The organism is Pseudomonas sp. BNK-7, assembly GCF_048072025.1.
Classification (GTDB): Bacteria; Pseudomonadota; Gammaproteobacteria; order Pseudomonadales; family Pseudomonadaceae; genus Aquipseudomonas; species Aquipseudomonas danubii.
Map to the genome: position 1 here is coordinate 3933747 of NZ_CP182252.1, position 23815 is coordinate 3957561.

Consider the following 23815-nt stretch of genomic DNA (forward strand, 5'->3'; position numbering starts at 1 on the left):
TTCATTGAAGTAGAAGGCCGCAGGGGCTGCCATCAGGCGTTTTTCGAGGCGACTGCCAGCGTCATTTGGCAGTGACATGGCAGTTTGTGGCAGAAAATGGCAGAAGGCCGCGGCGTGCTTTAAGCTGCCGCCACTGCCTCGGAGTTGCCCCATGTCCCTGATCGCCACCGACCGTGCCCAGCCGTCCATGTCTGCCCTGGTGTCCTACCTCGAACACGACCCGCAACCGACCATCGTGCTCGACACCGACTACAACATCATCGCCGCCAACACCGCCTACCAGCGCCAGTTCGGCGTGGCCGGCAAGCCCCATGTGGGCGCCAAGTGCTATCGCGTGTCTCACCAGTTCGCCGTGCCCTGCGACCAGGCCGGGGAGCATTGCCCGATGCGCAAGGCCCATGACAGCCGGGTGCCGGAGCGCATGCTGCACATTCATCACACACCTCGCGGCCCCGAGCATGTGGATGTGGAGCTGCGGCCGATCATTGGCGAGGCCGGCACCGTGGTGGCCTATGTCGAACGCCTGAGCTCAGTGGCGGTGGCGTCGGTGCAGCCCCAGCAGAAGGGCCTGGTGGGGCGCTCGCCAGCCTTCAACGAAGCGCTGAGCGCCCTGCAGCGGGCAGCTCCGGCGCCGATTCCGGTGCTGCTGCAGGGTGAGTCCGGCACCGGCAAGGAACTCTTTGCCCGTGCCCTGCACGATGGCAGCCCCCGGGCCAGTGGGCCGCTGGTGGTGGTGGACTGCACCGGGCTCACCGAAACCCTGCTGGAAAGCGAACTGTTCGGCTATGAAAAGGGCGCCTTTACCGGCGCCCTGCAACGCAAGATCGGCCTGGCGGAAGCGGCCCACGGCGGCACCCTGTTTCTCGACGAAATCGGCGAGGTGCCCCTGGCCATGCAGGTCAAGCTGCTGCGCCTGATCGAGTCCGGCAGCTTCCGTCCGGTGGGCAGCCTGCGCACCGTGCACTCGGATTTTCGCCTGGTGGCGGCGACCCACAAGCCGCTCAAGGAAATGGTCGCCGCTGGCACCTTTCGCCAGGACCTGTACTACCGCATCAGCGCCTTCCCGATCCGCCTGCCGGCCCTGCGCGAACGCAGCGACGACCTGCCGCTGCTGATCGACAGCCTGCTGCGCCGCCTCGATCCCGGTGTGGTGCCGCGGGTCGATCCCCAGGCCCTGGAACAACTGCGGCTGTACACCTACCCGGGCAATATCCGCGAGCTGCGCAACATCCTCGAACGGGCGCGGTTGTTCAGTGATGACGGGGTGATCCGCCCGCAGGACCTGCCGGCAGAACTGCGCAGCCCACAGGCACCGGTCCCGGTGACCCGCCGTCGCGCCGGCAAGGACCTGGAACAGCTGGCCCATGCCCTGGAAGTCTTCGACGGCTCGCGCAGCGAACTGGCCAAGACCCTGGGCCTGAGCGAACGAACCCTGTACCGGCGCCTCAAGGCCCTGGGCCTGTAGCCGCCGGGCGGACGGCCGCAGCCGGGTTCAAGCCTCGGCCGGTGGCCGGGCCAGCGGCAGGTCGCAGGCCATCACCCACATGCCGATCTGTTCCAGGTCGGTGCTGAAGGGCACTTCACCGATCTGCCGCAGCCCGGCGCTTTCATAAAAGCGCCGGGCGCCGCTGTTGCTCTTGAGCACGTCCAGCCACAGGCAGGATTCCCCGGCGGTGCTGGTCCGTTGCAACACGTGTTCGAGCAGGCGCCGGCCATGGCCCTGGCCGGCCTGGGACTTGAGCAGGTAGATCTTCTGCAGTTCGGCCCCGAGCCGGCCGCTGCCCGGCGTCGGGCGGGCCCAGTTGAGCTTGGCAAAGCCGATGGGTTGGTGCTGCGGGTCCAGGGCCAGTAACCACAGGTGCCGGTCCCGGGCCGCTACGGACGCTTCGAGGTTGGCGGGGGAGAAGTCCTGGTCGAGAAACTGCTGCATGCCGTCAGTCGTCCAGATCGCCGCGAAGTGTTCGCGGTAGGTGGCGCAGCCTATGGCCTGCAGGGCATCGATATCGCGGCTGTCGGCTTCACGGATGGTGATCATGCTTCACTCCTTGAGGGCGGTCGGACCAGGCGCAGCAGCTTAACCCTTGGCGCGAGGTGGCTCCAGTGCGCAGCGGCGGAGGTGCAGGGCACGATGGCGAGCGGCCGTGGTCGTAGTGTTCAGCCCCTTTTTTGCGGCGCGCAGCCTGTCCGCTGTGGCGCCGGTTCTGACTGGAGATGCCATGAGCCAGGCCGTACTTGCTACCGAAACCAATCGCCGCCAGTTGCAGCAGATCATCGCCGGTCTGTCCGACGGGGTGATCCTGATCGAGACCGACAAGGCCCGCAGCCTGCTCTGGGCCAATGAAGCGGCGCTGGCCATGCATGGAGTGAGCGAGGTCGGCGAGCTGGGGGCCAATGTCCGTGAGTACGCCCGGCGCTATGCCTTGCGCTATCGCAACAATCACCCCCTGGCCCTGGAGGCCTATCCCATCAATCGGGTGGCCGCTGGGGAAACCTTCAGCGACGTGGTGGTCGAGGTACAGGCCGAGATCGACGGCGAACCCCGGCACTGGGTGCACCGGGTGCGCAGCATGATCCTCACCGATCGCAGCGGCGCGCCGGAATCCCTGGTGCTGATTCTCAGCGATGCCAGCGATTGGGCCGGCGCCGAGCAGCGCTTCGAGAAGACCTTCAACGCCAACCCGGCGCCAGCGGTGATCTGCCGCCTCAGCGACTTGCGCTACATCAAGGTCAACCAGGGCTTCCTGGAAATGACCGGCTATGCCCGGGACCAGGTGATCGGCCGTTCGGTGTACGAGCTGGATGTGCTGGAGGACGCCGAGCACAAGGACCTGGCCATTGAGCGCCTGGGCCAGGGCGCGACCATCCCGCAGATGCAGGCCGAGCTGCGCCTGCCGGACGGCGGCAGCAAGCTGGTGATCGTCGCCGGCCAGCCCCTGGACATCAACGATGAAGACTGCATGCTGTTTTCCTTCATGGACCTGGAGCCACGGCGCAGGATCGAGATTGCCCTGCGCCAGAGCGAGGAGCGTTTTGCCAAGTCGTTTCGCCTGACCCCGGTGCCGACCCTGGTGTGCAGCGCCGAGCAGCAGATCGTCGACGTCAACGAGGCCTTTCTCAACACCTGCGGCTACAGCAGCGAAGAACTGCTGGGCAAGAACGTCGAGGCCATCGGCTTCATCGCCGAGGCCGCGGCGGCCAGCCAACTGTTCAGTCAACTGGAGAAGGTCGGCAACGTCGATGGCCTGGACCTCAAGGTGCGCCAGAAGAACGCCGGGCTGATCGATTGCGTGGCCTACGCCGACACTGTGCTTATCCAGGACAGCCCCTGTTACCTGCTGGTGCTGATGGACATCACCGAGCGCAAGCGCTCCGAACTGGAGCTGGTGGGCGCCATCGAGGAAGTGATGCGCGACGCCTCCTGGTTCAGCCGAACCCTGATCGAAAAGCTGGCCAACGTGAGAAGCCCCAAGGCCCGGGACACGCCTGGGGTGTCCTCTGCCGACCTGACGGCCCGCGAGCGGGAAGTGCTGGGGTTGATCTATCAGGGATTGGCAGACAAAGAGATTGCCGCCCAGTTGAAGCTGGCGCCCAACACCGTGCGCAACCATGTCGCCACCCTGTATTCCAAGCTCGGGGTGCACAGCCGGGGCGAAGCCATCGTCTGGGCCCGGGAGCGCGGGCTGTTCGTCGGCACGGTCGGCAGTCGGGGACGCTGAACTGGTGCATATGCACCAGGGCAACCCGTGCAAATGCGCCTTCTTTGCGTGGTGGGTGTTTTCTACCCTTGGAGCCGCCACAGGTCCGGTCAATGGGGCTGTGGCAGAGCACAACTACAGCACAAGGACAGCCCGCATGGGTGATGAACAGAGCAAGGGCAGCGTGACCGATCAGGCACCGGCGGTGCTCACCCAGGCCCAATGGCGCGCCTGTATCGAACAGCGCCTGGCGCCCCTGGCCTGCAGTTTCAGCCATGCCGGCGACGGCACCCTGACCCTGCGGGTGTTCGAGCCCGACAGCGGTCGGGTCGATCTGGTGGTCAGCGGATTGCGCATCAAGTCCCTGCAGAGCGAGGCCGAAGTATTGCGGCTCATCGACGAGTTGCTCTACGAGCTGGACAGCAACTCCCTGGGCCACCTGTAGCCGCTGCCGAGGGCTGCGAACGCTTTGGGTAGCACTGCGTCGCAGGAGACGCGGGGAGTTGAAGCCCGCTGGAGGTTCGTCGGGAAATCGCCAGGCAAGGTCCTGCGGACCTTTTCGCAGCTTCGCGGGCTCAGCAGCGGCTACAGGGATGGGGCGGGTCAGTGGTCGGCGATCAGGCTTGGCCGGCAATCCAGGCTCAGGCGCGCGCCGCCGCGTTCGCTGCTGCCCACTTCGAGCTTGAAGCCGTGCAGGCTGACGATGGCCGCAACGATCGACAGGCCCAGGCCAAAGCCGCCCTGGGCGTTGCTTTCGTCGACCCGGTAGAAGCGCCGGAACACCGCCGCCCGTTCCGCCGGGGGAATGCCGGGGCCTGAGTCCAGCACTTCCAGGCGCGGGCTGCCGCCGTCGTCGAGGCCGCGCAGTATCACTTCGCCGCCCGGCGGGGTGAACTTGATCGAGTTGCTCAGCAGGTTGGCCAGGGCCTCGAACAGCAGGGCGCGGTCGCCGATCAGCCGGGGCAGGCTGGCCGGCACGTCGAGCTGCAGGGTCAGGCGGCCTTCTTCGGCCAGGGGCAGGTAGAAGTCGTACAGCTCCTGAAGCAGCGGCAGCGGATCGAGTTCGAGGAAGCCCGAGCGCCGTTGCTGGTCCTCCAGTTCGGAGATGCGCAGCAACCCGCGAAAGCGCGCCATCAAGGTGTCGGCCTCGGCCAGCAGCTGGTCCATCTGCAGGGCCTGGGGCGAGCCTTCCTCGGCCTGTTGCTGCAGACGATAGAGCTGGGCCCGCAGGCGGGTCAGCGGGGTGCGCAGGTCGTGGGCGATGTTGTCGCACACGCCCTTGACCTCGTGCATCAGCCGCTCGATGCGTTCGAGCATGGCGTTGACGATGGCCGCCAGCATGTCCAGCTCGTCACGCCGGTCCGACAGCGGCAGGCGCCGGGTCAGGTCGCCGGCGACGATGGCTTCGGCGCTGGCCTGGATCTGACGGATGCGCCGCAGCGGCCGGCGGCGCAGCAGATGCCAGCCGGCGACCCCGGGAATGATGGTCAGGGAAATCCCCCACAGCAGCGCGTGGAGAATGATCCGGGTCACCGCGAACAGCGAGCCATTGTCGCGCACCAGCACCAGCCAGCGGCCGTCCCGGGTGTGGGTGGCCACGGCGTCGCAGCTGTCCCGGGGCAGGCTCGTGTCGTCGGAGTCGATGCAGCTCTTCAGCTCGTGGATCTGGCCGTCCAGGGGCAGGTCCTCGGGGATCTGCCGGATCGGCCCGCTCAAGGGCCGACGCTGCTCGTCGAACAGGCCGTAGGCGTCGATGGCGCGCATGTCGAAGGTCATGCTGGTGGCCAGGGCCTCCACCAACTGCTCGCCTTCGAAGCGGGCGAACAGGTGCTGGCGCTGCATCAGCGAGTGCTTGGCCAGGCTGTCCAGGTAGGTGGAGACTTCGTAGTACAGCACCCCCATGAGGATGCAGCTCCAGGCCACGAACAGCGTGCTGTACAGCGCCAGCAGGCGACTGCTGGAGGAGCGCCAGCCTTTAGAGGGGTTCAGCAATGACATAGCCCGAGCCTCGCACGGTGCGGATCAACGGGGTCATGCCGGGCGGGTCGATCTTCTTGCGCAGGCGGCCGATGTGCACGTCGATCAGGTTGGTTCCCGGGTCGAAGTGATAACCCCAGACCTCTTCGAAGATCATCATCCGCGAGAGGATCTGCCCGGTGTTGCGCATGAGGAATTCCAGCAGCTTGTATTCGGTGGGCAGCAGGCTCAGCAACTGGTCGGCGCGGGTCGCCTCGCGGCTGATCAGGTTCAGCTCCAGGTCGGCCACCCGCAGGCTGGTGGCGAAATCCTTGACCGTGTTCTTGCGCCGCAGCAGCACCTCGACCCGGGCCGCCATCTCGTCGGAGGCGAAGGGCTTGGTCAGGTAGTCGTCGCCGCCGGCCCGCAGGCCGCGCACCCGTTCGTCGACATCGGAGAGGGCGCTGATCATCAGGATCGGCGTCGACACACCAATGGTGCGCAGGGTGGTGACGATGGCCAGGCCGTCCAGCTCCGGCAGCATGCGGTCCAGGGTGATCAGGTCGTAGTCGCCGCTCACGGCGCGTACCAGGCCTTCACGGCCATTGTCCACCCAGTCCACGTCGAGGCCGTGGCTGCTCAGTTCGGCGACGATCTCCCGGGCCGTCACGGCGTCGTCTTCGATGGTCAGAATGCGGGTCATAGGCGTTACCTGCTTGGCGGTTCGTGACACAGGCGGGCATTTTGCCAAGAAACCAGGGCCGGGATTCTAAATAAACTTTCATCTGGCTTGTGGTCTGGTCCGGACAGCCCAAGTCAGGGGCGTTGAAGCTTGATATCATCCGGCCAGTTTTTTGCCAGGAGGCGTCACCATGAGTGCCCTGACCCGGGTCGGCTGGAAGCCCTTTTTCGCGGTGTGCCTGATGCTGCTGTGCAGCGCGGCGGCCCAGGCGGCCAATCAGCCCTGTTCTGGAAAGAAAGGCGGCATCGCCCGTTGTGACGGCGAACTCTTCCTGTGCAACGACGGCTCCATCAGCGCCTCGAAGAAGAACTGCGCGCTGATGTTCGGTCAGCGTTCCTCCACCTCTCGTGCCGAGCCACTGCTGCGCGACGCTCAGGGTTGTACCTGCGGCAGCGGCAGTTTCTGCACTGGCCCGCGGGGCGGGGTCTACTGCCTGACCCCCAGTGGCAATAAAAGCTACAAGCGGCGTTGAAGCCCCGACTGAGCTTCTCTGTATCAAGGTGTCATGCAATGAAATACGCATCACGTTTCAAGGGGCTGCTGTGGCTGGTGGTGGCTGCTCTGCTGTTGAGTCTGGCCGTGGATCTGGCGTTGCGCCTGCCAGGCTACCTGGAGGCTTATGCCGCCGATCCCCACTATGCGCGCTGGATGCTGGGGTATCGCGGCCTGGACGTGCTGGTCATTGCCCTGATGGCGGTGATCGTGCCGGGCATCATGCGCCTGCTGGACTTTCGCCGTTCAGCCTGGCTGGCATTGCCGCTCTTTATGCTGTGGGGGCAGGGCATCGCGCAATTGACCCTGGTGGGCAACCTGCTGCTGGCGCTGTGGGTCCTTGGGCTGCTGGTGCACTGGTGCTACACCCGGGGCCGGGAGCTTTACCTGAGCAGGCGTGCCTGAGGGGGGGCCGTGCAGAACGCCCGCCACAAAACTCCCAGGCCGGTAAATTGCACGACCCTGGCGCGGGAGCTGATCGCAAGTCATTGAAATGCATTGAGTTATAAAGTTCGTGCAACTGGCACGCTGACTGCACTTGTCCCCTGGAGACGTGCAACAGCCTTTTTCATGCCTGGAGCAGAACAACAATGAACAGACCCTCTGAACACCAGCTCGCCACTGCGGACGCCTCGAGTCATTACTCGGGGGTGTCCTGGGCGGCGATCTTCGCCGGCGCCGCGGCGGCCGCCGCCTTGTCCCTGATCCTTTTACTGCTGGGCTTCGGCCTGGGCTTTTCCGCGGTTTCGCCCTGGGCCGGCAGCGGCATCAGTGCCAAGGGCCTGGGTATCTCCAGCATTGTCTGGCTGGCCCTGACACAGATTCTCGCTGCCGGGCTGGGGGGTTACCTGGCCGGGCGCCTGCGGGTGAAGTGGGCCAATCTGCACGGCGATGAAGTGTACTTCCGGGACACGGCCCACGGCTTCCTGGCCTGGGCCGTGGCGACCCTGGTGACCGCGACCCTGGTGGTGGGCTCGGTGACGAGCGTCATCAGCGGCGGTGTGCAGGCTGGTGCCCAGGTCGTTTCCGGTGCCGCCAGCGCCGCAACCCAAGTGGCCGGTCATGCGGCGGCCCAGGGCTCCCAAGACGATTACGGCTATTTCGTCGACAGCCTGTTCCGCGATGATCGTCCGGTAGCGGTCAGCGACGACGCGGCGCGGGGCACGGTGTCGCGGATCTTCGTGCGTACCTTGAGCAACGACGGTCAGCTCTCGTCTGAGGATCGCCGCTACCTGGCGCAACTGGTGGCCCAGCGCACCAACCTCAGCCAGGCCGAAGCCGAGCGCCGGGTGGACGAGGTGTTCGCCAAGACCCAGCAAGCGCTGCATGAAGCCAGGCAAGCTGCCAGGGAAGCCGCCGACAGCGCCGCCAAGGTGGCCGCCTGGTCGTCTTTGTGGATGTTCATCGCGCTGCTGTGCGGGGCTTTCTTCGCCAGCCTGGCGGCGACCTTCGGTGGCCGTCGCCGGGATGCCGTGGTCTGGTTTGAAACCGACGTCCAGCCGCGCACCGTGGCCCCGACTCCCGTTCACTGACCCAAGAGAATTCCCATGCGCTCATTACTGTTGTGGTTCCTCGGTGTGCCGATCCCGGTGATTATCCTGATCGCCATTTTCATGCACTAAGCACCCTCCCGAAACGGGTTACCCGTTGTCCATGCGCCGCTGCCGGCTTCTGCCAGCAGCGGCTTTTTTGTGGCCCGTGTCGCAAGTTTGAGAAGGGGGGATGCACTGCTTGGGTGCACTCCGGCCTTTTGCTTGGCCCAGATCAATATTTCTGTCGGACAAAAGCACTAGATTGGCCCGCGCTCGGTTCTGACAGAGTTTTCGGAACCGCGGTGTTACCACGTCCTTGCCCCAGGACTGCGGGTGGCAGGACGCCGGTAACCCCACTCACTTCTCACGGATGAACCGCAATGCGTCAGATAGACCGCAATTTTGATATTCAGCCGCTGCAGCATGCGGACATGACCATCAGTCTCAACGGCCAGCCGGTCACTGCCGCCCTGGGTGAAACAGTCCTCAGCGTGATCCAGGCCACCGGCCTGCGCCAGGTGGCGCGCAATGACCACGGACAGTTGGTCGGTGCCTACTGCGGCATGGGTGTGTGCCATTGCTGCCTGGTGCAGATCGACGGCCGCCACAAGCGCCGCGCCTGCCAGACCCTGGTCAAGCCGGGCATGCAGGTGCAGACCCTGAGCAACCGCATCAGCGAGACGGAGCCCACGGTATGAGCCTGAACCCGGTGATTGTCGGCGGAGGGCCGGCGGGCATGGCGGCGGCTATCGAACTGGCCAAGCACGGCGTGCGCAGCACCCTGATCGAAGAAGCCTCGCGCCTGGGGGGCGTGGTCTTTCGCGGCCCGCTGCGCGATGGCGTGCAACTGGATTACCTGGGGCCGCGCTACTGCGAGACGCTGGCCAAGCTGCACGGCGAATTTTCCGATCACGAGCAGATGATCGAGGTGCGCCTCAACCACCGGGTGATCGGTGCCGAGGGCCTTGACAGCCTGATGCTGCTGGATGCCGACGAGCAGGTGCAGCGGGTGGCCTATGGGCAATTGTTGCTGGCGGCCGGCTGCCATGAACGCAGCGTACCGTTTCCCGGCTGGACGCTGCCGGGGGTCAAGTTGCTCGGTGGTCTGCAACTGCAGATCAAGAGCGGCGTGGTCAAGCCGCAAGGTCCTGTGGTGATCGCCGGCACCGGGCCCTTGCTGCCACTGGTGGCGTGCCAGTTGCACGCCTCGGGCGTGCGGGTGGCCGGGGTCTACGAGGCCAGTGCCTTGAGCAAGATCGCCAAGCAGAGCCTGGCCCTGCTGAACAAGCCCCAGCTGTTTCTCGACGGCCTGAGCATGCTGGCCTACCTCAAGCTGCACAGCATCCCCCTGCGCTATGGCTGGGGCGTGGTCGAGGCCCAGGGCCAGGACGCCTTGAGCGTGGTCACGGTTGCCCCGTATTCCGCCGACTGGCAGCCGGACATGGCCAAGGCCGAGCGCATCGCCGCCCAGACCCTGGCGGTAGGTTACGGCTTCATTCCCCGCACCCAACTGAGCCAGCAGATGGGCCTGGATCACGGCTTCAGCGATGACGGCTATCTGCGGGCCAACGCCAACGCCTGGCAGCAGAGCAGCGAGCCGCACATCCACCTGGCCGGCGACATGGGGGGGATTCGCGGTGGTGAAGCGGCGATGCTCACCGGCCGCATCGCGGCGCTGTCGATCCTCATGCAGCGCGATGTGCTGAGCAACGAGGCGGCCTTGCAACGGCGCCAGGGCTACGAGCGCAAACTGGCCTCGATCCTGCGCTTTCGCGGCGCGGTGGACCGCTATACCGCACGTGGCACCGGGCAGATAGACCTGCCCAAGGGCGACACGGTGATTTGCCGTTGTGAACACACCACCCGCAACGATATCGAGCGCGCCCTGAGCCAGGGCGTGCAGGACATGGCCAGCCTGAAAATGCGCACCCGCGTGAGCATGGGCGACTGCCAGGGGCGGATGTGCGTCGGCTATTGCAGCGACCGCCTGCGCCAGGCCACCGGACGCAAGGATGTGGGCTGGATTCGCCCGCGCTTCCCGTTGGACCCGATTCCGTTTTCCGCCTTTGCAGCCCCAGACCAGGAGGTCCCCGGACATGAGTAAGTATTACGACGTGGTGATTGCCGGTGGCGGTGTGATCGGGGCTTCCTGCGCCTATCAGTTGTCCAAGCGCAAAGACCTCAGAGTGGCGCTGATCGACGCCAAGCGTCCGGGCAACGCCAGCCGGGCTTCGGCCGGCGGCCTGTGGGCCATCGGTGAGTCGGTGGGCCTGGGCTGCGGAGTGATCTTCTTTCGCATGATGTCGGCCAACCGCAAGCGCGAGGCCCAGGGTTCGGCGGTGGTGGTGGACTCCAGCACCCCGCACATCCTGCCGCAGTCGTTCTTCGACTTCGCCCTGCAGTCCAACGAGCTGTACCCGCGCCTGCACCGCGAACTGATCGGCCTGCACGGCATGGACTTCAAGTTCGAACAGACCGGGCTCAAGTTCGTCATCTATGACGACGAGGACCGCCTGTACGCCGAACACATTGTCGGTTGCATCCCGCACCTGTCCGATCAAGTGCGCTGGCTCGACCAGGCGGCCCTGCGCGCCGCCGAGCCGAAGGTCAGCCACGAAGCCCAGGGCGCCCTGGAGTTCCTCTGCGACCACCAGGTCAACCCCTTCCGCCTGACTGATGCCTACACCGAAGGCGCACGGCAGAACGGCGTGGATGTGTACTTCAACACCAACGTCACCGGGGTCCTGCACCAGGGCAACCGGGTCAGTGGAGTACAGACCGCCGAGGCCGGGCTGTTCCATTGCTCGACCCTGATCAATGCCGCCGGTGCCTGGGCCGCCGAGCTGAGCCTGCAGGCCACTGGGGTGGAGATTCCGGTCAAGCCGGTGAAGGGCCAGATCCTCCTCACCGAGCGCATGCCCAAGCTGCTCAATGGTTGTCTGACCACCAGCGACTGCTACATGGCGCAGAAGGATAACGGCGAGATCCTGATTGGCAGCACCACCGAGGACAAGGGCTTCGACGTCAGCACCACCTACCCGGAAATCAACGGCCTGGTGCAGGGTGCAGTGCGCTGCATTCCCGAGCTGGCCCAGGTCAACCTCAAGCGCTGCTGGGCGGGCCTGCGTCCGGGCTCGCCGGACGAGTTGCCGATTCTTGGGCCGATGGATGGGGTCGAGGGTTACCTCAATGCCTGCGGGCACTTCCGCACCGGCATCCTGACCTCGGCCATCACCGGCGTACTGCTGGACAAACTGGTGAACGACGAAGCCCTGCCGCTGGACATCACCCCGTTCCTGGCCCGGCGTTTCGCCACCGCCCCGGTGAAGAAACAGCCCGAACCGGCCTGACAGATCCCCACGAGGATCTGTTGGACTTGCGTAGGAGCTGGCTTGCCAGCGAAAGCGTTTCCAAGAGCGCCGCACGGCTCGCGGGCCTCTTCGCCGGCAAGCCGGCTCCTACGGTCGGCAGGGTCTGTTGGACTGTCGTAGGAGCTGGTTTGCCAGCGAAAGCGTTTCCAAGAGCGCTGCGCGGCTCAGGGGTCTCTTCGCCAGCAAGCCGGCTACGGTGATGGCGCTGTGTGGGTCAGGTAGCGGGGGTGTCGAGGAACACCGGCAGCTGTTCGGCGTATTCGGCAAAACCGTGCACCGCCGGGAATTGCTCGGGACCGAACAGGTCCGCCAGCATCATCTGGCTGAAACTCCAGGCCACCGCCAGGCTGATCCCGGCCTGGCTCAGGGCGCCGTCCTGGGGCAAGGGCTGTTTCTGCAGTTCCTGTTCCAACTCGGTATAGGCGGCCTGCAATTGGCCGCCGATCCGCTCCAGCCAGGGGCCGTGCTGTTTCTCCGCCGGACGCAGCTTTCGTTCGTAGACAATCTGCACCGACTTCTCACAGGCCGCCAGGGCCAGGCCGATCAACCGCAACTCATGCAAACGCGCTGGCAGGGCCAGGGGCATCAGGCTCCTTTGCGGGCCGGCCAGGCTTTCCAGGTAATCGAGGATCAGGCTCGAATCCATCAGCACCTCACCCCCGTCGCAGACCAGGGTTGGTGCCTTGACCACCGGGTTGATGGCCTTGAACTGCTCGAAGGTGCTGAACACCGAGAGCGAATGATGCTCGAAGGGCAGGTCCATGCATTTGAGGCTGATGGCGACGCGGCGCACATAGGGTGAATCGAGCATTCCAATGAGTTTCATCGCGTATTTCCTTGTCTTGAACGGCGCAACGGATGGGGAAGGCGCGGTTAATGTAGCGGCATTGAATCGGCCTTGCACAGCTCCTTGTCATGGCTCAGCAGCGGCTACAGGCCAATGCCGATCCGAGGTTGTGTAGCCGCTGCCGCAGGCTGCGAACGGCACGAAGGGCCGCAGCGTGCTTGAGGCCGCTGCGGGTTTGGCGGGTGATCGTCAAGCAAGGCCCTGCGGGCCTTTGCGCAGCTTCGCCGTGGCTCAGCAGCGGCTACAGGGCCGGTGCCGATCCGAGGTTGGTGTAGCCGCTGCCGCAGGCTGCGAACGGCACGAAGGGCCGCAGCGTTCTTGAGGCCGCTGCGGGTTTGGCGGGTGATCGTCAAGCAAGGTCCTGCGGACCTTTGCGCAGCTTCGCCGTGGCTCAGCAGCGGCTACAGGGCCAGTGCCGATCCTAGGTTGGTGTAGCCGCTGCCGCAGGCTGCGAACGGCACGAAGGGCCGCAGCGTGCTTTAGGCCGCTGCGGGTTTGGCGGGTGATCGTCAAGCAAGGCCCTGCGGGCCTTTGCGCAGCTTCGCCGTGGCTCAGCAGCGGCTACAGGGCCGGTGTCGATCCGAGGTTGGTGTAGCCGCTGCCGCAGGCTGCGAACGGCACGAAGGGCCGCGGCGCTCTTGAGGCCGCTACGGGTTTGGCGGGCGATCGTCAGGCAAGGTCCTGCGGACCTTTGCGCAGCTTCGCGGGCTCAGCTGCGGCTACAGCCAGGCAGGTAATCGGCGACCGGTAGGTTGCGCGTCGCGTTACCACAGGTGCTAGGGCTGCCGTGGTCGCAGGCACCACCAGACCAGGCCCAGGGCGAGGCTGGACAGGCCGGTCAGGGCCTGCAGCGAGCCGGCCGGGTGGTTCGCCAGCAGGCTGGCAAGCAAGCCGCAGCCGGCGGTCAGGGCCATCTGGATAAAGAAGAACAGCCCCGAAGCGGTGCCCGCCACCGCCGCATAGGGTTGCAGGATCGCCAGCTGGCAGGCGGGTATCGCCAGGCCCACCGAGAACATCAGCGGCAGCATCGGCAGGACGATCGCCCACAGGCTGTCGGGCCACAGGCTGCGAGCGAGCAGCAACAGGCCGGCGCCCGCCAGGTTCAACAGGCAGGCCCGGGCTATCAGGCGGTCGGCGCTGTGGCGCGCGCCCAGGCGCTGGAACAGCCGCGAACCCAGCAGGTAGCCGGCCACGGTGGCGGCGAATACCAGAGCGTAGGCCGTGGGTGACAGCCCCAGCTGGCGCTGCAACAGCGCCGACGATTGCAGGATGAAAGGGAAACAGCTGCAGTACAGGCAGCCGATGGCCAGGGAATAGCGCATGAAATAGCGCTCGCTCAGCAGGCGCAGGTACAGGCTAGGCAGGCTTCTGGCGGCCACGGGGCAGAGCTGCGGCGGGCGGGTTTCGGCAAGCCGTTTGTACATCAACAGCCAGGCCGCCGCGGCCACCAGGCTCAGGCACAGGAACAGCCCGCGCCAGCCCAGCAGGCGGTCGATCAGGCTGCCCAGCGGCGGCGCCAGCATCGGCGACAGGGCAATGCCCATGGACAGCAGCCCGAGCAGGCGCGGCTGCTCTTCGGGGGCGCAGCGGTCGCGGACCATGACCCGGCCGATCAGGGTGCCGCAGCAACCGCCCAACGCTTGCAGCAGGCGGGCGACCATCAGCACCTCGACGCTGGCGGCGAGCATGCAGGCCAGGCTGGCCAGTAGGAACAGCGCGGTGCCCGCCAGCAGTACCGGGCGTCGGCCATAACGGTCGCACAGCGGCCCGCCCAGCAGCATCGACAGGGCGTAGCCGAGCATGTACAGGCTCAGGGTCAGTTGCAGCTGGGCGTCGCTGGCCACCAGGTCGTCGGCCATGGCCGGCAGCGCCGGCAGGTACAGGTCGATGCTGATCCGTGGCAGGCAGACCACCACCAGCAGCAACAGGGTCCAGAGCCAGGGAGCAAGGGGGCGTGCAACAGCAATGGAGCGGGGCGGGGCGTCGGCAAGCGGGGGCATGGCGGGCTCGGGGCAAGTGGGTACGGCGCTGAAATTAAGGTCTTTATGGTTTAATGCCGAGCACCGTTTAGAGCCCATTCGACTGGACCACTATGAGCCGTGGAAAACACCCCGTGCCCCTCGACCTGCCCCTGCCGGAGCGCATGGATGAAACCCTGGGCAAGCAGGACAGCGCCTACGCTGCCTTGCGCCAGGCGATCCTGGAAAAACGCCTGCCTGCCGGCTGCCGCTTGCCTTCGACCCGCACCCTGGCCCAGCGCTGGGGCCTGTCCCGGGGCACCCTGGAAGTGGTCTTCGACCGCCTGCGCAGCGAAGGCTATGTGAGTCGCGCCAGCGGTTCCGGGAGCCGGGTCTGCGCGGTGGTACCGGACCTGTATCTGAGCGCGCCGGCACGCGTTGCACCGTCCGCCAGCCGTGACAACGAGACCTCGTGTCCGCCGCTGAGCGTACGTGCCGGCCAGCCCTTTGTGGCACGACTCGCCGACCCGGCGCTGTTTCCCCTGCAGCGCTGGACCCGTTCCCTGACCCGAGCCCTGGGCAGTGCCACGGCGCAATCGCTGTGCGATGCCGACCCCGCCGGCCTGCCGGCGCTGCGCCAGCAGATCGCCGAGTACCTGGGGCAGCACCGGGGCATCGCCTGCCATGCCGGGCAAGTGATGATCACCACCGGCATCCGCCATGGCCTCGACCTGCTGGCCCGCAGCCTGCTCAATGCAGGGGACAAGGTTTGTATCGAAGACCCCGGCTACCTTTCGGCCCAGGGCCTGTTTGCCCTGGCCGGTGCGCGGCTGGTGCCGATTCCGGTGCAGGAGGAGGGCATCGATGTGGCGCAACTGCAAGGCCACCGCGATGCACGCATGGTCTACGTGACCCCGGCCCATCAGGCGCCCCTGGGCATGACCATGCCGGTGTCCCGGCGTCTGGCGCTGCTGGAATGGGCCCGGCACAGCGACACCTGGGTGGTGGAAGACGACTACGACAGCGAATTCAACTACCAGAGCGCGCCCCTGGCGGCTCTCAAGTCTCTGGACCCGGACGACCGGGTGATCTACTGCGGCAGCTTCAACAAGACCCTGTTCGCCGGCTTGCGGGTGGGCTTCATGCTGGTGCCCGAGGCGCTGCGTGCAAGGCTGCTGGCCACCTTGCAGAACACCGGGCGCTCGGTGGGGGTGATCGAACAGCTGGCCCTGGCCGACTACATCGCCAGTGGCGCCTTTCTGCGTAACCTGCGGGCGGCGCGTCAGGCTTATCAGGAGCGCCGCGACCTTCTGCTGGCGATTCTCGCGCGGGAGGCGCCCGGCTGTTACCGCATCAGTGGCCAGCAGGCCGGGCTGCATCTGCTCCTGGAGTTGCCGCCGGGTAGCGACGAGGCGGGCTTTCGCCGGCGCGCGGCAGAGCAGGGTCTGCTGCTGCAAGGGGTGATTGAACATTGCCAGCAGGTGCGCCGGGCGCCGGCGGTGATCATCGGCTATGCGGCCCTGAGCCTGGCGCAGATCCGTTTCAGCGGATCGCGGCTGGCGGCGCTGCTGGTGGCCGCGGCGCGGCAAGAGCAAGAACAAGTGCAAGCGCGCTGAGCCTGGGCTGTCATCTGCCTGTCATGTGGCTCGGGCACCCTCGGCGCCCCGGCCTCGGGCCTTTGTGGATTACACGGACGTCATGATCATTGTCACCGCCGGCGCGGCCTATCTGGATATCGACGCCTACGCCGGTTGCATCGCCTACGCCGAATTGCTCAACCTCAGCGGCCGCCCGGCCCGGGCCCTGAGCAGCGCGCCGCTGAATGAGAGCATCCCGGCCCATTTCCGCCAGCAACTCAAGGGCCTGGACCGCCACGTCCCCGAGGGCGCCGATCAGTTCGTGCTGGTGGACATTTCCAACCACCTGCACCTGGACCCGTTGGTGGACCTCGCCCGGGTGATCGAGGTCATCGACCATCACCCCGGGTTCGAGGCGTTCTGGGACGAGCGCCTGGGCAAATACGCGGATATCCGCCCGATCGGCGCCGCCTGCACCCAGGTTTATGAGCGCTGGCGCGATTCCGGGCTGCTGCCCAGGATCAGCCGCGACAGCGCGCAACTGCTGGCGGCGGGAATCCTCGACAACACCCTGAACTTCACCGACCAGGGATGCACCGCAGCGGACCGCGAGGCCTACGCTGTCCTGGCCGCCCATGCCGGCCTGGGGCCGCAGTGGCCCGACGAGTATTTCCAGCAATGCCAGCGGCAGATCGAAGCGCAACTGGCGCAGGCCCTGCTCAAGGACCTGAAAGTCCTCGAAGCGTCCAGCAACCTGCCGCGGCGCTTTGCCCAGCTGACCCTGTGGAATGGCGAGGACCTGCTGGCGCGCCAGCGCAGCCTGATCGAGCAGGTGCTGGGGCAGTGGGGCGATGACTGGCTGCTGAACCTGATCAGCCTCAGCGAAGGCAAAAGCTACCTGCTGACCGGCAGCCCGGGCAGTGCCCGCAAGCTTGAGCGGCTGCTAGAGTGCCGCGCCCAGGACGGCGTGCATTGCCTGGCCCGGCCGATCCTGCGCAAGGAACTGCTGCGCAAGGGCCTGGCGCTGCAGGCCCCGTCCTGTCGGACGGGCTAGTCGTCGAAGCCGCCCTGTTCGTGAATCTCGTCCATCTTCAGTTCCAGGCGGTAGGCCACGGCGATGAACAGTGCCTGGCACAGGCACAGGGTGGCGCTCAGTGAGCGGAAGGCGAAGGAGCTGCCTTCATTGACCAGCAGCACGCTGTTGGCGCGCTTGGCCAGGGGCGACAGGGTGCTGTCGGTGATGATCAGGGTCTGGGCCTGGTTGTGCTGGGCAATGCGCAGGCAGTGCTGGGTCTCTTTGCCATAGGGGGTGAAGCTGATGGCGATCACCAGGTCGTTGGGGCGGATGCTGCGCATCTGCTCGCGGTAGCTGCCCCCCAGGCCCGACACCAGGTGAATGCGCTTGTTGGTGTGCTGCAGGTTGTACACCAGGTAGTCGGCCACGGCGAAGGAGCGGCGCACCCCGACCACGTAGATGTTGTCGGCGTTGACCACCAGGTCCACGGCCTTGTCGAAGGCCGTGTCGTCCAGTTCCAGGCCCAGGCGCTCGATCCCCGAGAGGGTGGCGTTGACGCATTCCCGAGCCAGGTCACCGCCGCTGGCCTTCTGCGACTTGTTGGCAATCATGCTGCGGATGCGCTGCTGGTAGTTCTGTACCGGCGTGGCCTTGTGGGTGTAGGCCTGGCGAAACAGCGCCTGCATTTCACTGAAGCCGCTGAAGCCGAAACGCTGGGAGAAGCGCACGATGGCCGAGGGATGCACTTCGCATTCCCGCGCGATGTCGCTGATGCGGTCGACCATGATCCGGTCGCTCTGCTGGCTCATGTAGCTGGCAATGCGCTTGAGCTGGCGCGGCAGGCTCTCGTATTCCTCGGTGATCAGTTGCAGCAGGCGTTCGGCATTGATCGGAGGGCTGACGAGGTCGCTCTCGGGCGTGCTCTCGGACAAGGCCGGCTGATCGGTGCGGGACATAGAAAATCCTTCTGGCTTGTGCTTATGGGAACGGCCTGTGGCCCCGTCCCCTGACAATAGGTGGGCAGCCGGCAGTCTACAGGGTAGGGGCCCATAAAATCTTCGGGCTGATGCCGGCCGGCACCTTGCTGAAACGATGCATGACCTCTGGCTCAGGCTAGAACAAGTTTAATGGAAAAAATATTCCACGTAAAAAACTTATAGAAAAAATATTGATTGGCGCCGAGAGACGTTTTAGTCTGCATCCACCAAGAGTGTTCGGCGCCTGCCAAGGGTGGCGAGCACAGGCTGATAAAAATAACAGGAGCCAGCATGGGCCAGACTCGTTTTGCCAGTGGGCGTCAATTGGATCTGATTTGCCTCGGACGCCTGGGCGTCGATCTCTATGCACAGCAGGTCGGTGCGCGGCTGGAGGATGTCAGCAGTTTTGCCAAGTACCTCGGCGGCTCGTCGGCGAACATTGCCTTCGGCACCGCGCGCCTGGGCCTCAAGTCGGCGATGTTGAGCCGGGTCGGCGACGATCACATGGGGCGCTTCCTGGTGGAGTCCCTGGCACGCGAAGGCTGTGACGTCAGTGCCATCCAGGTCGACCCGCAACGCCTCACCGCCATGGTCCTGCTGGGTCTCAAGGACCGCGAAACCTTCCCCCTGGTGTTCTACCGCGAGAACTGCGCGGACATGGCGCTGCGCGCCGAAGACATCGACGAAGCCTTTATTGCCTCCAGCAAGGCCCTGCTGATCACCGGCACCCATTTCTCCACCGACGGCGTCTACCGGGCCAGCCTCCAGGCCCTGGACTACGCGCAAAAGCACGGGGTCAAGCGGGTCTTGGACATCGACTACCGGCCAGTACTCTGGGGCCTGGCGGGCAAGGCTGACGGCGAGACCCGGTTTGTCGCCGATCACCAGGTCAGCCAGCATGTGCAGAGCATCCTGGGGCGCTTCGACCTGATCGTCGGCACCGAAGAAGAATTCCTCATTGCCGGCGGTAGCGACGACTTGCTGACGGCCTTGCGCACGGTGCGCTCTTTGAGCGCCGCGACCCTGGTGGTCAAGCTCGGCCCGCAAGGGTGCTCGGTGATCCACGGCGAGATTCCGCCGCGCCTGGAGGACGGGGCGATCTATCCCGGTGTGCGGGTGGAGGTGCTCAACGTGCTGGGCGCCGGCGATGCCTTCATGTCCGGCTTCCTCAGTGGCTGGCTGGAAGACGCCAGCGATGAGCGCTGCTGCCAGTTGGCCAACGCCTGCGGCGGCCTGGTGGTGTCGCGCCATGCCTGTGCCCCGGCGATGCCGACCCGCGCCGAACTGGACTACCTGTTCAGCAGCTCGGTGCCCATTACCCGTCCCGACCAGGACCCAATCCTGCAGCGCCTGCATCAGGTCAGCGTGCCGCGCAAGGCCTGGAAGCAATTGTTCGTCTTTGCCTTCGATCACCGTGGGCAACTGGTGGAACTGGCGCAACAGGGCGGCCAGGACCCGACGCGCATCAGCGTCCTCAAGCAGCTGTTTATCCAGGCGGTCGAGCGGGTCGAGCAGCTGCTGCGCGAGCAGGGCGTGGCGGCCGATGTCGGTCTGCTGGCCGACCAGCGCTTCGGCCAGGATGCGTTGAATGCCGCCACCGGGCGCGGCTGGTGGGTGGCGCGTCCGGTGGAGGTGCAGGGCTCGCGGCCGCTGGCCTTCGAGCATGGGCGCTCGGTGGGCAGCAACCTGATCGCCTGGCCCCAGGAGCAGATCATCAAGTGCCTGGTGCAATATCACCCGGACGATGAACCCCTGCTGCGCCTGGAGCAGGAAGCACAGATCCGCGGCCTGTATCAGGCGTCCCAGGTCAGCGGCCACGAGCTGCTGCTGGAAATCATCCCGCCCAAGGACCTGCCCGGCGCCCATCCCGAAGTGCTCTACCGCAGCCTCAAGCGCCTGTACAACCTGGGTATCTACCCGGCGTGGTGGAAGATCGAGGCGCAGTCGGCCGAGGAGTGGCAAAAGCTCGACGAGCTGATCCAGGAGCGTGACCCGTACTGCCGTGGCGTGGTGCTGCTGGGCCTGAATGCCTCGGCCGAGTGCCTGGCCGAGGGCTTCCGGCAAGCCGCCAACAGCCAGACCTGCCGTGGTTTTGCCGTGGGCCGGACGATTTTCCAGGAGCCGAGCCGTGGGTGGCTGGCGGGGGAGATCGACGACGAAACCCTGATCCGGCAAGTGCAGGGCACCTTCGAACAACTGATCAACGCCTGGCGCAGCGCCCGCTCACGTTAGCAGCCGGCTTGCCGGCGAAGAGGGTCTTGAGCCTGGTGCCAGGCTCGCCGGAGCCTTCGCTGGCACGCCAGCTCCTACGAGTGCGAGGCCGTTCTCCACGCTTTCATGAATAACAACAAAAGGTGCAGCCATGCCCGCTATCCGAATTGGCATCAACCCGATCTCCTGGAGCAACGACGACCTGCCGGCCCTGGGCGGTGAAACGCCCCTGAGCACCGCCCTGAGCGAAGGCCGCGACATCGGTTACCAAGGCTTTGAACTCAACGGCAAATTCCCCAAGGACGCCAAGGGTGTGGGCGATGTGTTGCGCCCTTATGACCTGGCGCTGGTCTCGGGCTGGTACTCCAGCCGCCTGGCCCGGCGTTCGGTGGCGCAGGAAATCGACGCCATTGCCAGCCACGTCGAACTGCTGAAACGCAACGGCGCCTCGGTGCTGGTCTACGGCGAGGTGGCCGACTCGATCCAGGGTTCACCGGTGCGCCTGATCGAGCGTCCGCGCTTCCACAGTGAACAGGCCTGGCAGGATTACGCCGACAAGCTCACGGAGCTGGCGCGCTTCACCCTGTCCCAGGGTGTGCGCCTGGCCTATCACCATCACATGGGCGCCTACGTCGAGTCCCCGGCAGACATCGACAAACTGATGAGCCTGACCGGCGAGGAAGTCGGCCTGCTGTTCGATTCGGGCCACTGCTACATGGGCGGCGGCGAACCCCTGGAGGTGCTGCGCAAGCACATCCGCCGCGTCTGCCACGTGCATTTCAAGGATGTACGCAAGCCGGTGGTGCAGCTGGCGCGCAACAACCTGTGGAGCTTCCCGGACTGCATCGTCAACGGCACCTTCACCGTGCCCGGTGATGGCGACCTCGACTTTGCCGCCTTGCTCGATGTGCTGCTGGACGCGGGCTACCAGGGCTGGCTGGTGGTGGAAGCCGAGCAGGACCCGGCCGTGGCACCGAGCTACGTCTATGCGAAAAAAGGTTACGACACCTTGCGGGCCCTGCTGGACGCCGCTGTGCAACGCAGGAGTACTGCCCAATGAACCTGCTGGTGAAAAGCGCGGCCAAGGGCCGGACCCTGGTCCAGTTGCCAGAGGGCGCCCTGGAATACGTGGGCTTCAGTGCCTACCGCCTGAGCCTGGGGGAAAGCCTGCCGCTCAGCGCCGGCGACCAGGAACTGTGCCTGGTGCTGCTCAGCGGCCGCATCGATGTGCAGGGCCAAGCGCCCCAGGGCGCCTTCCAGTGGGACAACCTGGGCGACCGGCAATCGGTGTTCGAAGACAAATCGCCCTTTGCCGCCTACCTGCCGCCGGGCAGCCAGGCCCAGGTCACCGCCCTGAGCGAGGTGCAGATCGCTGTGTGCGCCGCCCCGGGTGATGCCGCCGCTGGCCTCGGCCCGCGGCTGATCCGCCCGGAGCAGTGCAAGCGCAGCGTGCGCGGCAAGGGCGCCAATACTCGTTATGTCTGCGACATCCTGCCCGACAGCGAGCCGGCCCATTCCCTGCTGGTGGTGGAGGTGCGCACGCCGTCCGGGCATTCCTCCAGCTACCCGCCGCACAAGCACGACACCGACGACCTGCCGCACCAGAGCTTTCTGGAAGAGACCTATTACCACCAGGTCAACCCGCCCCAGGGCTTCGTCTTCCAGCGGGTCTACACCGACGACCGCAGCATCGACCAGGCCATGGCCGTGGAAAACAGCGACCTGGTGGTGGTGCCCAAGGGCTATCACCCGGTCAGCGTGCCTTACGGCTACGAGTCCTATTACCTGAACGTCATGGCCGGGCCCAAGCGCGTCTGGCAGTTCCATAACGACCCACAGCACAGTTGGCTGCTGGATCTCTGAAGCGCCGAACTCAGACGGCAACCCTTTACGGAGAACAAGAACAATGAGCGACACCCCGGTAATAGGTCATTACATCGGCGGCCAGGTGCAGGACGCCGGCGAGCGTTTCAGCCAGGTGTTCAACCCGGCCACGGGTGCGGTCCAGGCCCGCGTCGCCCTGGCCAGCCAGAAGACCGTGGACGAGGCCGTGGCCGCGGCGCTGCGGGCTTTTCCTGCCTGGTCCGAACAGTCTTCCCTGCGCCGTGCGCGGGTGATGTTCAAGTTCAAGGAACTGCTGGACCGGCACCACCAGGAACTGGCGCAGATCATCACCCGCGAGCACGGCAAGGTGCTGTCCGACGCCATGGGCGAGGTGACCCGTGGCATCGAGATCGTCGAATACGCCTGTGGCGCGCCGAACCTGTTGAAAACCGATTTCAGCGACAACATCGGTGGCGGCATCGACAACTGGAACCTACGCCAGCCCCTGGGCGTGTGCGCCGGGGTCACGCCGTTCAACTTCCCGGTGATGGTGCCGCTGTGGATGATCCCCATCGCCCTGATCACCGGGAACTGCTTCATCCTCAAGCCGTCCGAGCGCGACCCGTCCGCTAGCCTGCTGCTGGCGCGCCTGTTGACCGAAGCCGGGTTGCCCGAAGGGGTGTTCAACGTGGTCCAGGGCGACAAGAGCGCGGTGGACGGCTTGCTCCAGCACCCGGACATCGAGGCGATTTCCTTTGTCGGTTCGACGCCGATTGCCGAGTATATCCACCAGCAGGCCAGCGCCCGAGGCAAACGCGTGCAGGCTCTGGGTGGGGCCAAGAACCACATGATCGTGATGCCCGACGCCGACCTGGACCAGGCCGCCGATGCACTGATCGGTGCGGCCTACGGCTCGGCCGGCGAGCGCTGCATGGCCATCTCCATCGCCGTGGCGGTGGGCGAGGTGGCCGACGAATTGATCGCCAAGCTGCTGCCGCGCATCGACCAGCTCAAGGTCGGCAACGGCTTGCAGGGCGACAGCGACATGGGGCCGCTGGTGACCGCCGAGCACAAGGCCCGGGTTGAAGGTTTCATCGACCAGGGCGTGGCCCAGGGCGCACAGCTGCTGGTGGACGGACGCGGCTTCAAGGTGCCGGGGGCGGAGCAGGGCTTCTTTGTCGGCGCCACCCTGTTCGATCACGTCACTACCCAGATGAGCATCTACCAGCAGGAAATCTTCGGGCCGGTGCTGGGCATTGTGCGGGTGCCCGACTTTGCCAGCGCGGTGGCGCTGATCAACGCCCATGAATTCGGCAATGGCGTGTCCTGCTTCACCCGCGACGGCGGCGTGGCCCGGGCCTTTGCCCGCAGTATCAAGGTGGGCATGGTGGGCATCAACGTGCCAATTCCGGTGCCCATGGCCTGGCATTCCTTCGGCGGCTGGAAGCGTTCGCTGTTCGGCGACCACCATGCCTACGGCGAGGAAGGCGTGCGCTTCTACAGCCGCTACAAGAGCGTGATGCAGCGCTGGCCCGACAGCATCGCCAAGGGCCCGGAATTCAGCATGCCGACGGCCAAGTAGCTGTCTCGACGGGATGGATTTGGGAGCACAAGAAGA

21 protein-coding genes are annotated in these 23815 nt (G+C 65.7%); 15 read left to right on the forward strand and 6 right to left on the reverse strand.

The annotated features are described in order from the left end of the window. Positions 1–151 precede the first annotated feature (151 nt). Entirely contained in the window at positions 152–1465 is a 1314-nt protein-coding gene (locus ACMGF8_RS18350) for a sigma-54 interaction domain-containing protein (protein WP_110597261.1), read from the forward strand. A 27-nt stretch (positions 1466–1492) separates the two neighbouring features. On the opposite strand, the gene ACMGF8_RS18355 is transcribed toward ACMGF8_RS18350, so the two are convergent. Beyond that, positions 1493–2035: a GNAT family N-acetyltransferase gene (locus ACMGF8_RS18355; RefSeq protein ID WP_416756927.1), complete on the reverse strand. Its 543-nt coding sequence runs from the start codon at positions 2033–2035 to the stop codon at positions 1493–1495. Positions 2036–2216: 181 nt separating this feature from the next. On the opposite strand from ACMGF8_RS18355, the gene ACMGF8_RS18360 reads away from it, so the two are divergent. Both ACMGF8_RS18360 and ACMGF8_RS18365 read left to right on the forward strand, forming a co-directional pair. Continuing rightward, positions 2217–3716: a helix-turn-helix transcriptional regulator gene (locus tag ACMGF8_RS18360; RefSeq protein ID WP_207167638.1), complete on the forward strand. Its 1500-nt coding sequence runs from the start codon at positions 2217–2219 to the stop codon at positions 3714–3716. Between the two features lie 136 nt (positions 3717–3852). Next, on the forward strand, positions 3853–4140 hold the full coding sequence (locus tag ACMGF8_RS18365; protein ID WP_416756928.1) for a DUF1652 domain-containing protein: 288 nt from the start codon (positions 3853–3855) through the stop codon (positions 4138–4140). A gap of 158 nt (positions 4141–4298) precedes the next feature. Here ACMGF8_RS18365 and ACMGF8_RS18370 read toward each other — a convergent pair whose 3' ends face one another. Then, positions 4299–5693: a sensor histidine kinase gene (locus ACMGF8_RS18370; RefSeq protein ID WP_102864433.1), complete on the reverse strand. Its 1395-nt coding sequence runs from the start codon at positions 5691–5693 to the stop codon at positions 4299–4301. Then, on the reverse strand, positions 5671–6354 hold the full coding sequence (locus tag ACMGF8_RS18375; RefSeq protein WP_060838882.1) for a response regulator transcription factor: 684 nt from the start codon (positions 6352–6354) through the stop codon (positions 5671–5673). Before ACMGF8_RS18375 ends, ACMGF8_RS18370 begins: the two co-directional genes overlap by 23 nt. Positions 6355–6523: 169 nt before the next feature. Here ACMGF8_RS18375 and ACMGF8_RS18380 point away from each other — a divergent pair, with 169 nt between their 5' ends. From ACMGF8_RS18380 to hcnC, 6 genes are all read left to right on the forward strand, one after another. Continuing rightward, positions 6524–6865, forward strand: coding sequence for a hypothetical protein (locus tag ACMGF8_RS18380; protein ID WP_115582261.1), 342 nt, complete (start codon positions 6524–6526; stop codon positions 6863–6865). Between the two features lie 38 nt (positions 6866–6903). Beyond that, a complete protein-coding gene (locus ACMGF8_RS18385) occupies positions 6904–7290 on the forward strand; it encodes a hypothetical protein (protein WP_102864435.1) in 387 nt (128 codons plus the stop codon). Between the two features lie 185 nt (positions 7291–7475). Next, the gene (locus tag ACMGF8_RS18390) at positions 7476–8417 is read left to right on the forward strand and encodes a hypothetical protein (RefSeq protein ID WP_250330745.1); all 942 of its coding nucleotides are present in this window, start codon (positions 7476–7478) and stop codon (positions 8415–8417) included. 380 nt (positions 8418–8797) lie between these two features. Continuing rightward, a complete protein-coding gene (hcnA, locus tag ACMGF8_RS18395) occupies positions 8798–9115 on the forward strand; it encodes a cyanide-forming glycine dehydrogenase subunit HcnA (protein WP_102864437.1) in 318 nt (105 codons plus the stop codon). Beyond that, positions 9112–10521 (forward strand): cyanide-forming glycine dehydrogenase subunit HcnB, encoded by a 1410-nt coding sequence (hcnB, locus tag ACMGF8_RS18400; RefSeq protein ID WP_102864438.1) that lies wholly within the window; start codon positions 9112–9114, stop codon positions 10519–10521. The genes hcnA and hcnB overlap by 4 nt, the downstream gene beginning before the upstream one ends. After that, the gene (gene hcnC, locus ACMGF8_RS18405; RefSeq protein WP_102864439.1) at positions 10514–11767 is read left to right on the forward strand and encodes a cyanide-forming glycine dehydrogenase subunit HcnC; all 1254 of its coding nucleotides are present in this window, start codon (positions 10514–10516) and stop codon (positions 11765–11767) included. The genes hcnB and hcnC overlap by 8 nt, the downstream gene beginning before the upstream one ends. A 235-nt stretch (positions 11768–12002) precedes the next feature. On the opposite strand, the gene ACMGF8_RS18410 is transcribed toward hcnC, so the two are convergent. Both ACMGF8_RS18410 and ACMGF8_RS18415 read right to left on the reverse strand, forming a co-directional pair. After that, positions 12003–12614, reverse strand: coding sequence for a glutathione S-transferase (locus ACMGF8_RS18410; RefSeq protein WP_416756929.1), 612 nt, complete (start codon positions 12612–12614; stop codon positions 12003–12005). A 797-nt stretch (positions 12615–13411) separates the two neighbouring features. After that, entirely contained in the window at positions 13412–14635 is a 1224-nt protein-coding gene (locus ACMGF8_RS18415; RefSeq protein ID WP_416756930.1) for a multidrug effflux MFS transporter, read from the reverse strand. Positions 14636–14727: 92 nt separating this feature from the next. Here ACMGF8_RS18415 and ACMGF8_RS18420 point away from each other — a divergent pair, with 92 nt between their 5' ends. Continuing rightward, positions 14728–16209, forward strand: coding sequence for a PLP-dependent aminotransferase family protein (locus ACMGF8_RS18420; protein WP_416756931.1), 1482 nt, complete (start codon positions 14728–14730; stop codon positions 16207–16209). Between the two features lie 82 nt (positions 16210–16291). After that, positions 16292–17224 carry a DHH family protein gene (locus ACMGF8_RS18425; RefSeq protein ID WP_416756932.1) on the forward strand — a complete coding sequence of 311 codons (933 nt, stop codon included), beginning with the start codon at positions 16292–16294 and terminating at the stop codon, positions 17222–17224. Here ACMGF8_RS18425 and ACMGF8_RS18430 read toward each other — a convergent pair. Continuing rightward, a complete protein-coding gene (locus ACMGF8_RS18430; RefSeq protein WP_207167655.1) occupies positions 17221–18141 on the reverse strand; it encodes a MurR/RpiR family transcriptional regulator in 921 nt (306 codons plus the stop codon). The genes ACMGF8_RS18425 and ACMGF8_RS18430 overlap by 4 nt on opposite strands. 312 nt (positions 18142–18453) lie before the next feature. Between ACMGF8_RS18430 and ACMGF8_RS18435 the strand changes: the two genes are divergently transcribed. The 4 genes from ACMGF8_RS18435 to ACMGF8_RS18450 all read left to right on the forward strand — a co-directional run bounded on the left by ACMGF8_RS18435 (position 18454) and on the right by ACMGF8_RS18450 (position 23779). Next, the gene (locus ACMGF8_RS18435) at positions 18454–20394 is read left to right on the forward strand and encodes a bifunctional 5-dehydro-2-deoxygluconokinase/5-dehydro-2-deoxyphosphogluconate aldolase (protein ID WP_416756933.1); all 1941 of its coding nucleotides are present in this window, start codon (positions 18454–18456) and stop codon (positions 20392–20394) included. A gap of 130 nt (positions 20395–20524) precedes the next feature. Beyond that, positions 20525–21433 (forward strand): myo-inosose-2 dehydratase, encoded by a 909-nt coding sequence (gene iolE, locus ACMGF8_RS18440; protein ID WP_102864446.1) that lies wholly within the window; start codon positions 20525–20527, stop codon positions 21431–21433. Further along, complete coding sequence (gene iolB, locus ACMGF8_RS18445; RefSeq protein ID WP_102864447.1) at positions 21430–22236, forward strand: 5-deoxy-glucuronate isomerase; 807 nt, start codon at positions 21430–21432, stop codon at positions 22234–22236. Before iolE ends, iolB begins: the two co-directional genes overlap by 4 nt. 43 nt (positions 22237–22279) lie before the next feature. After that, the gene (locus ACMGF8_RS18450; protein ID WP_102864448.1) at positions 22280–23779 is read left to right on the forward strand and encodes a CoA-acylating methylmalonate-semialdehyde dehydrogenase; all 1500 of its coding nucleotides are present in this window, start codon (positions 22280–22282) and stop codon (positions 23777–23779) included. The last annotated feature ends 36 nt before the right edge of the window (positions 23780–23815 follow it).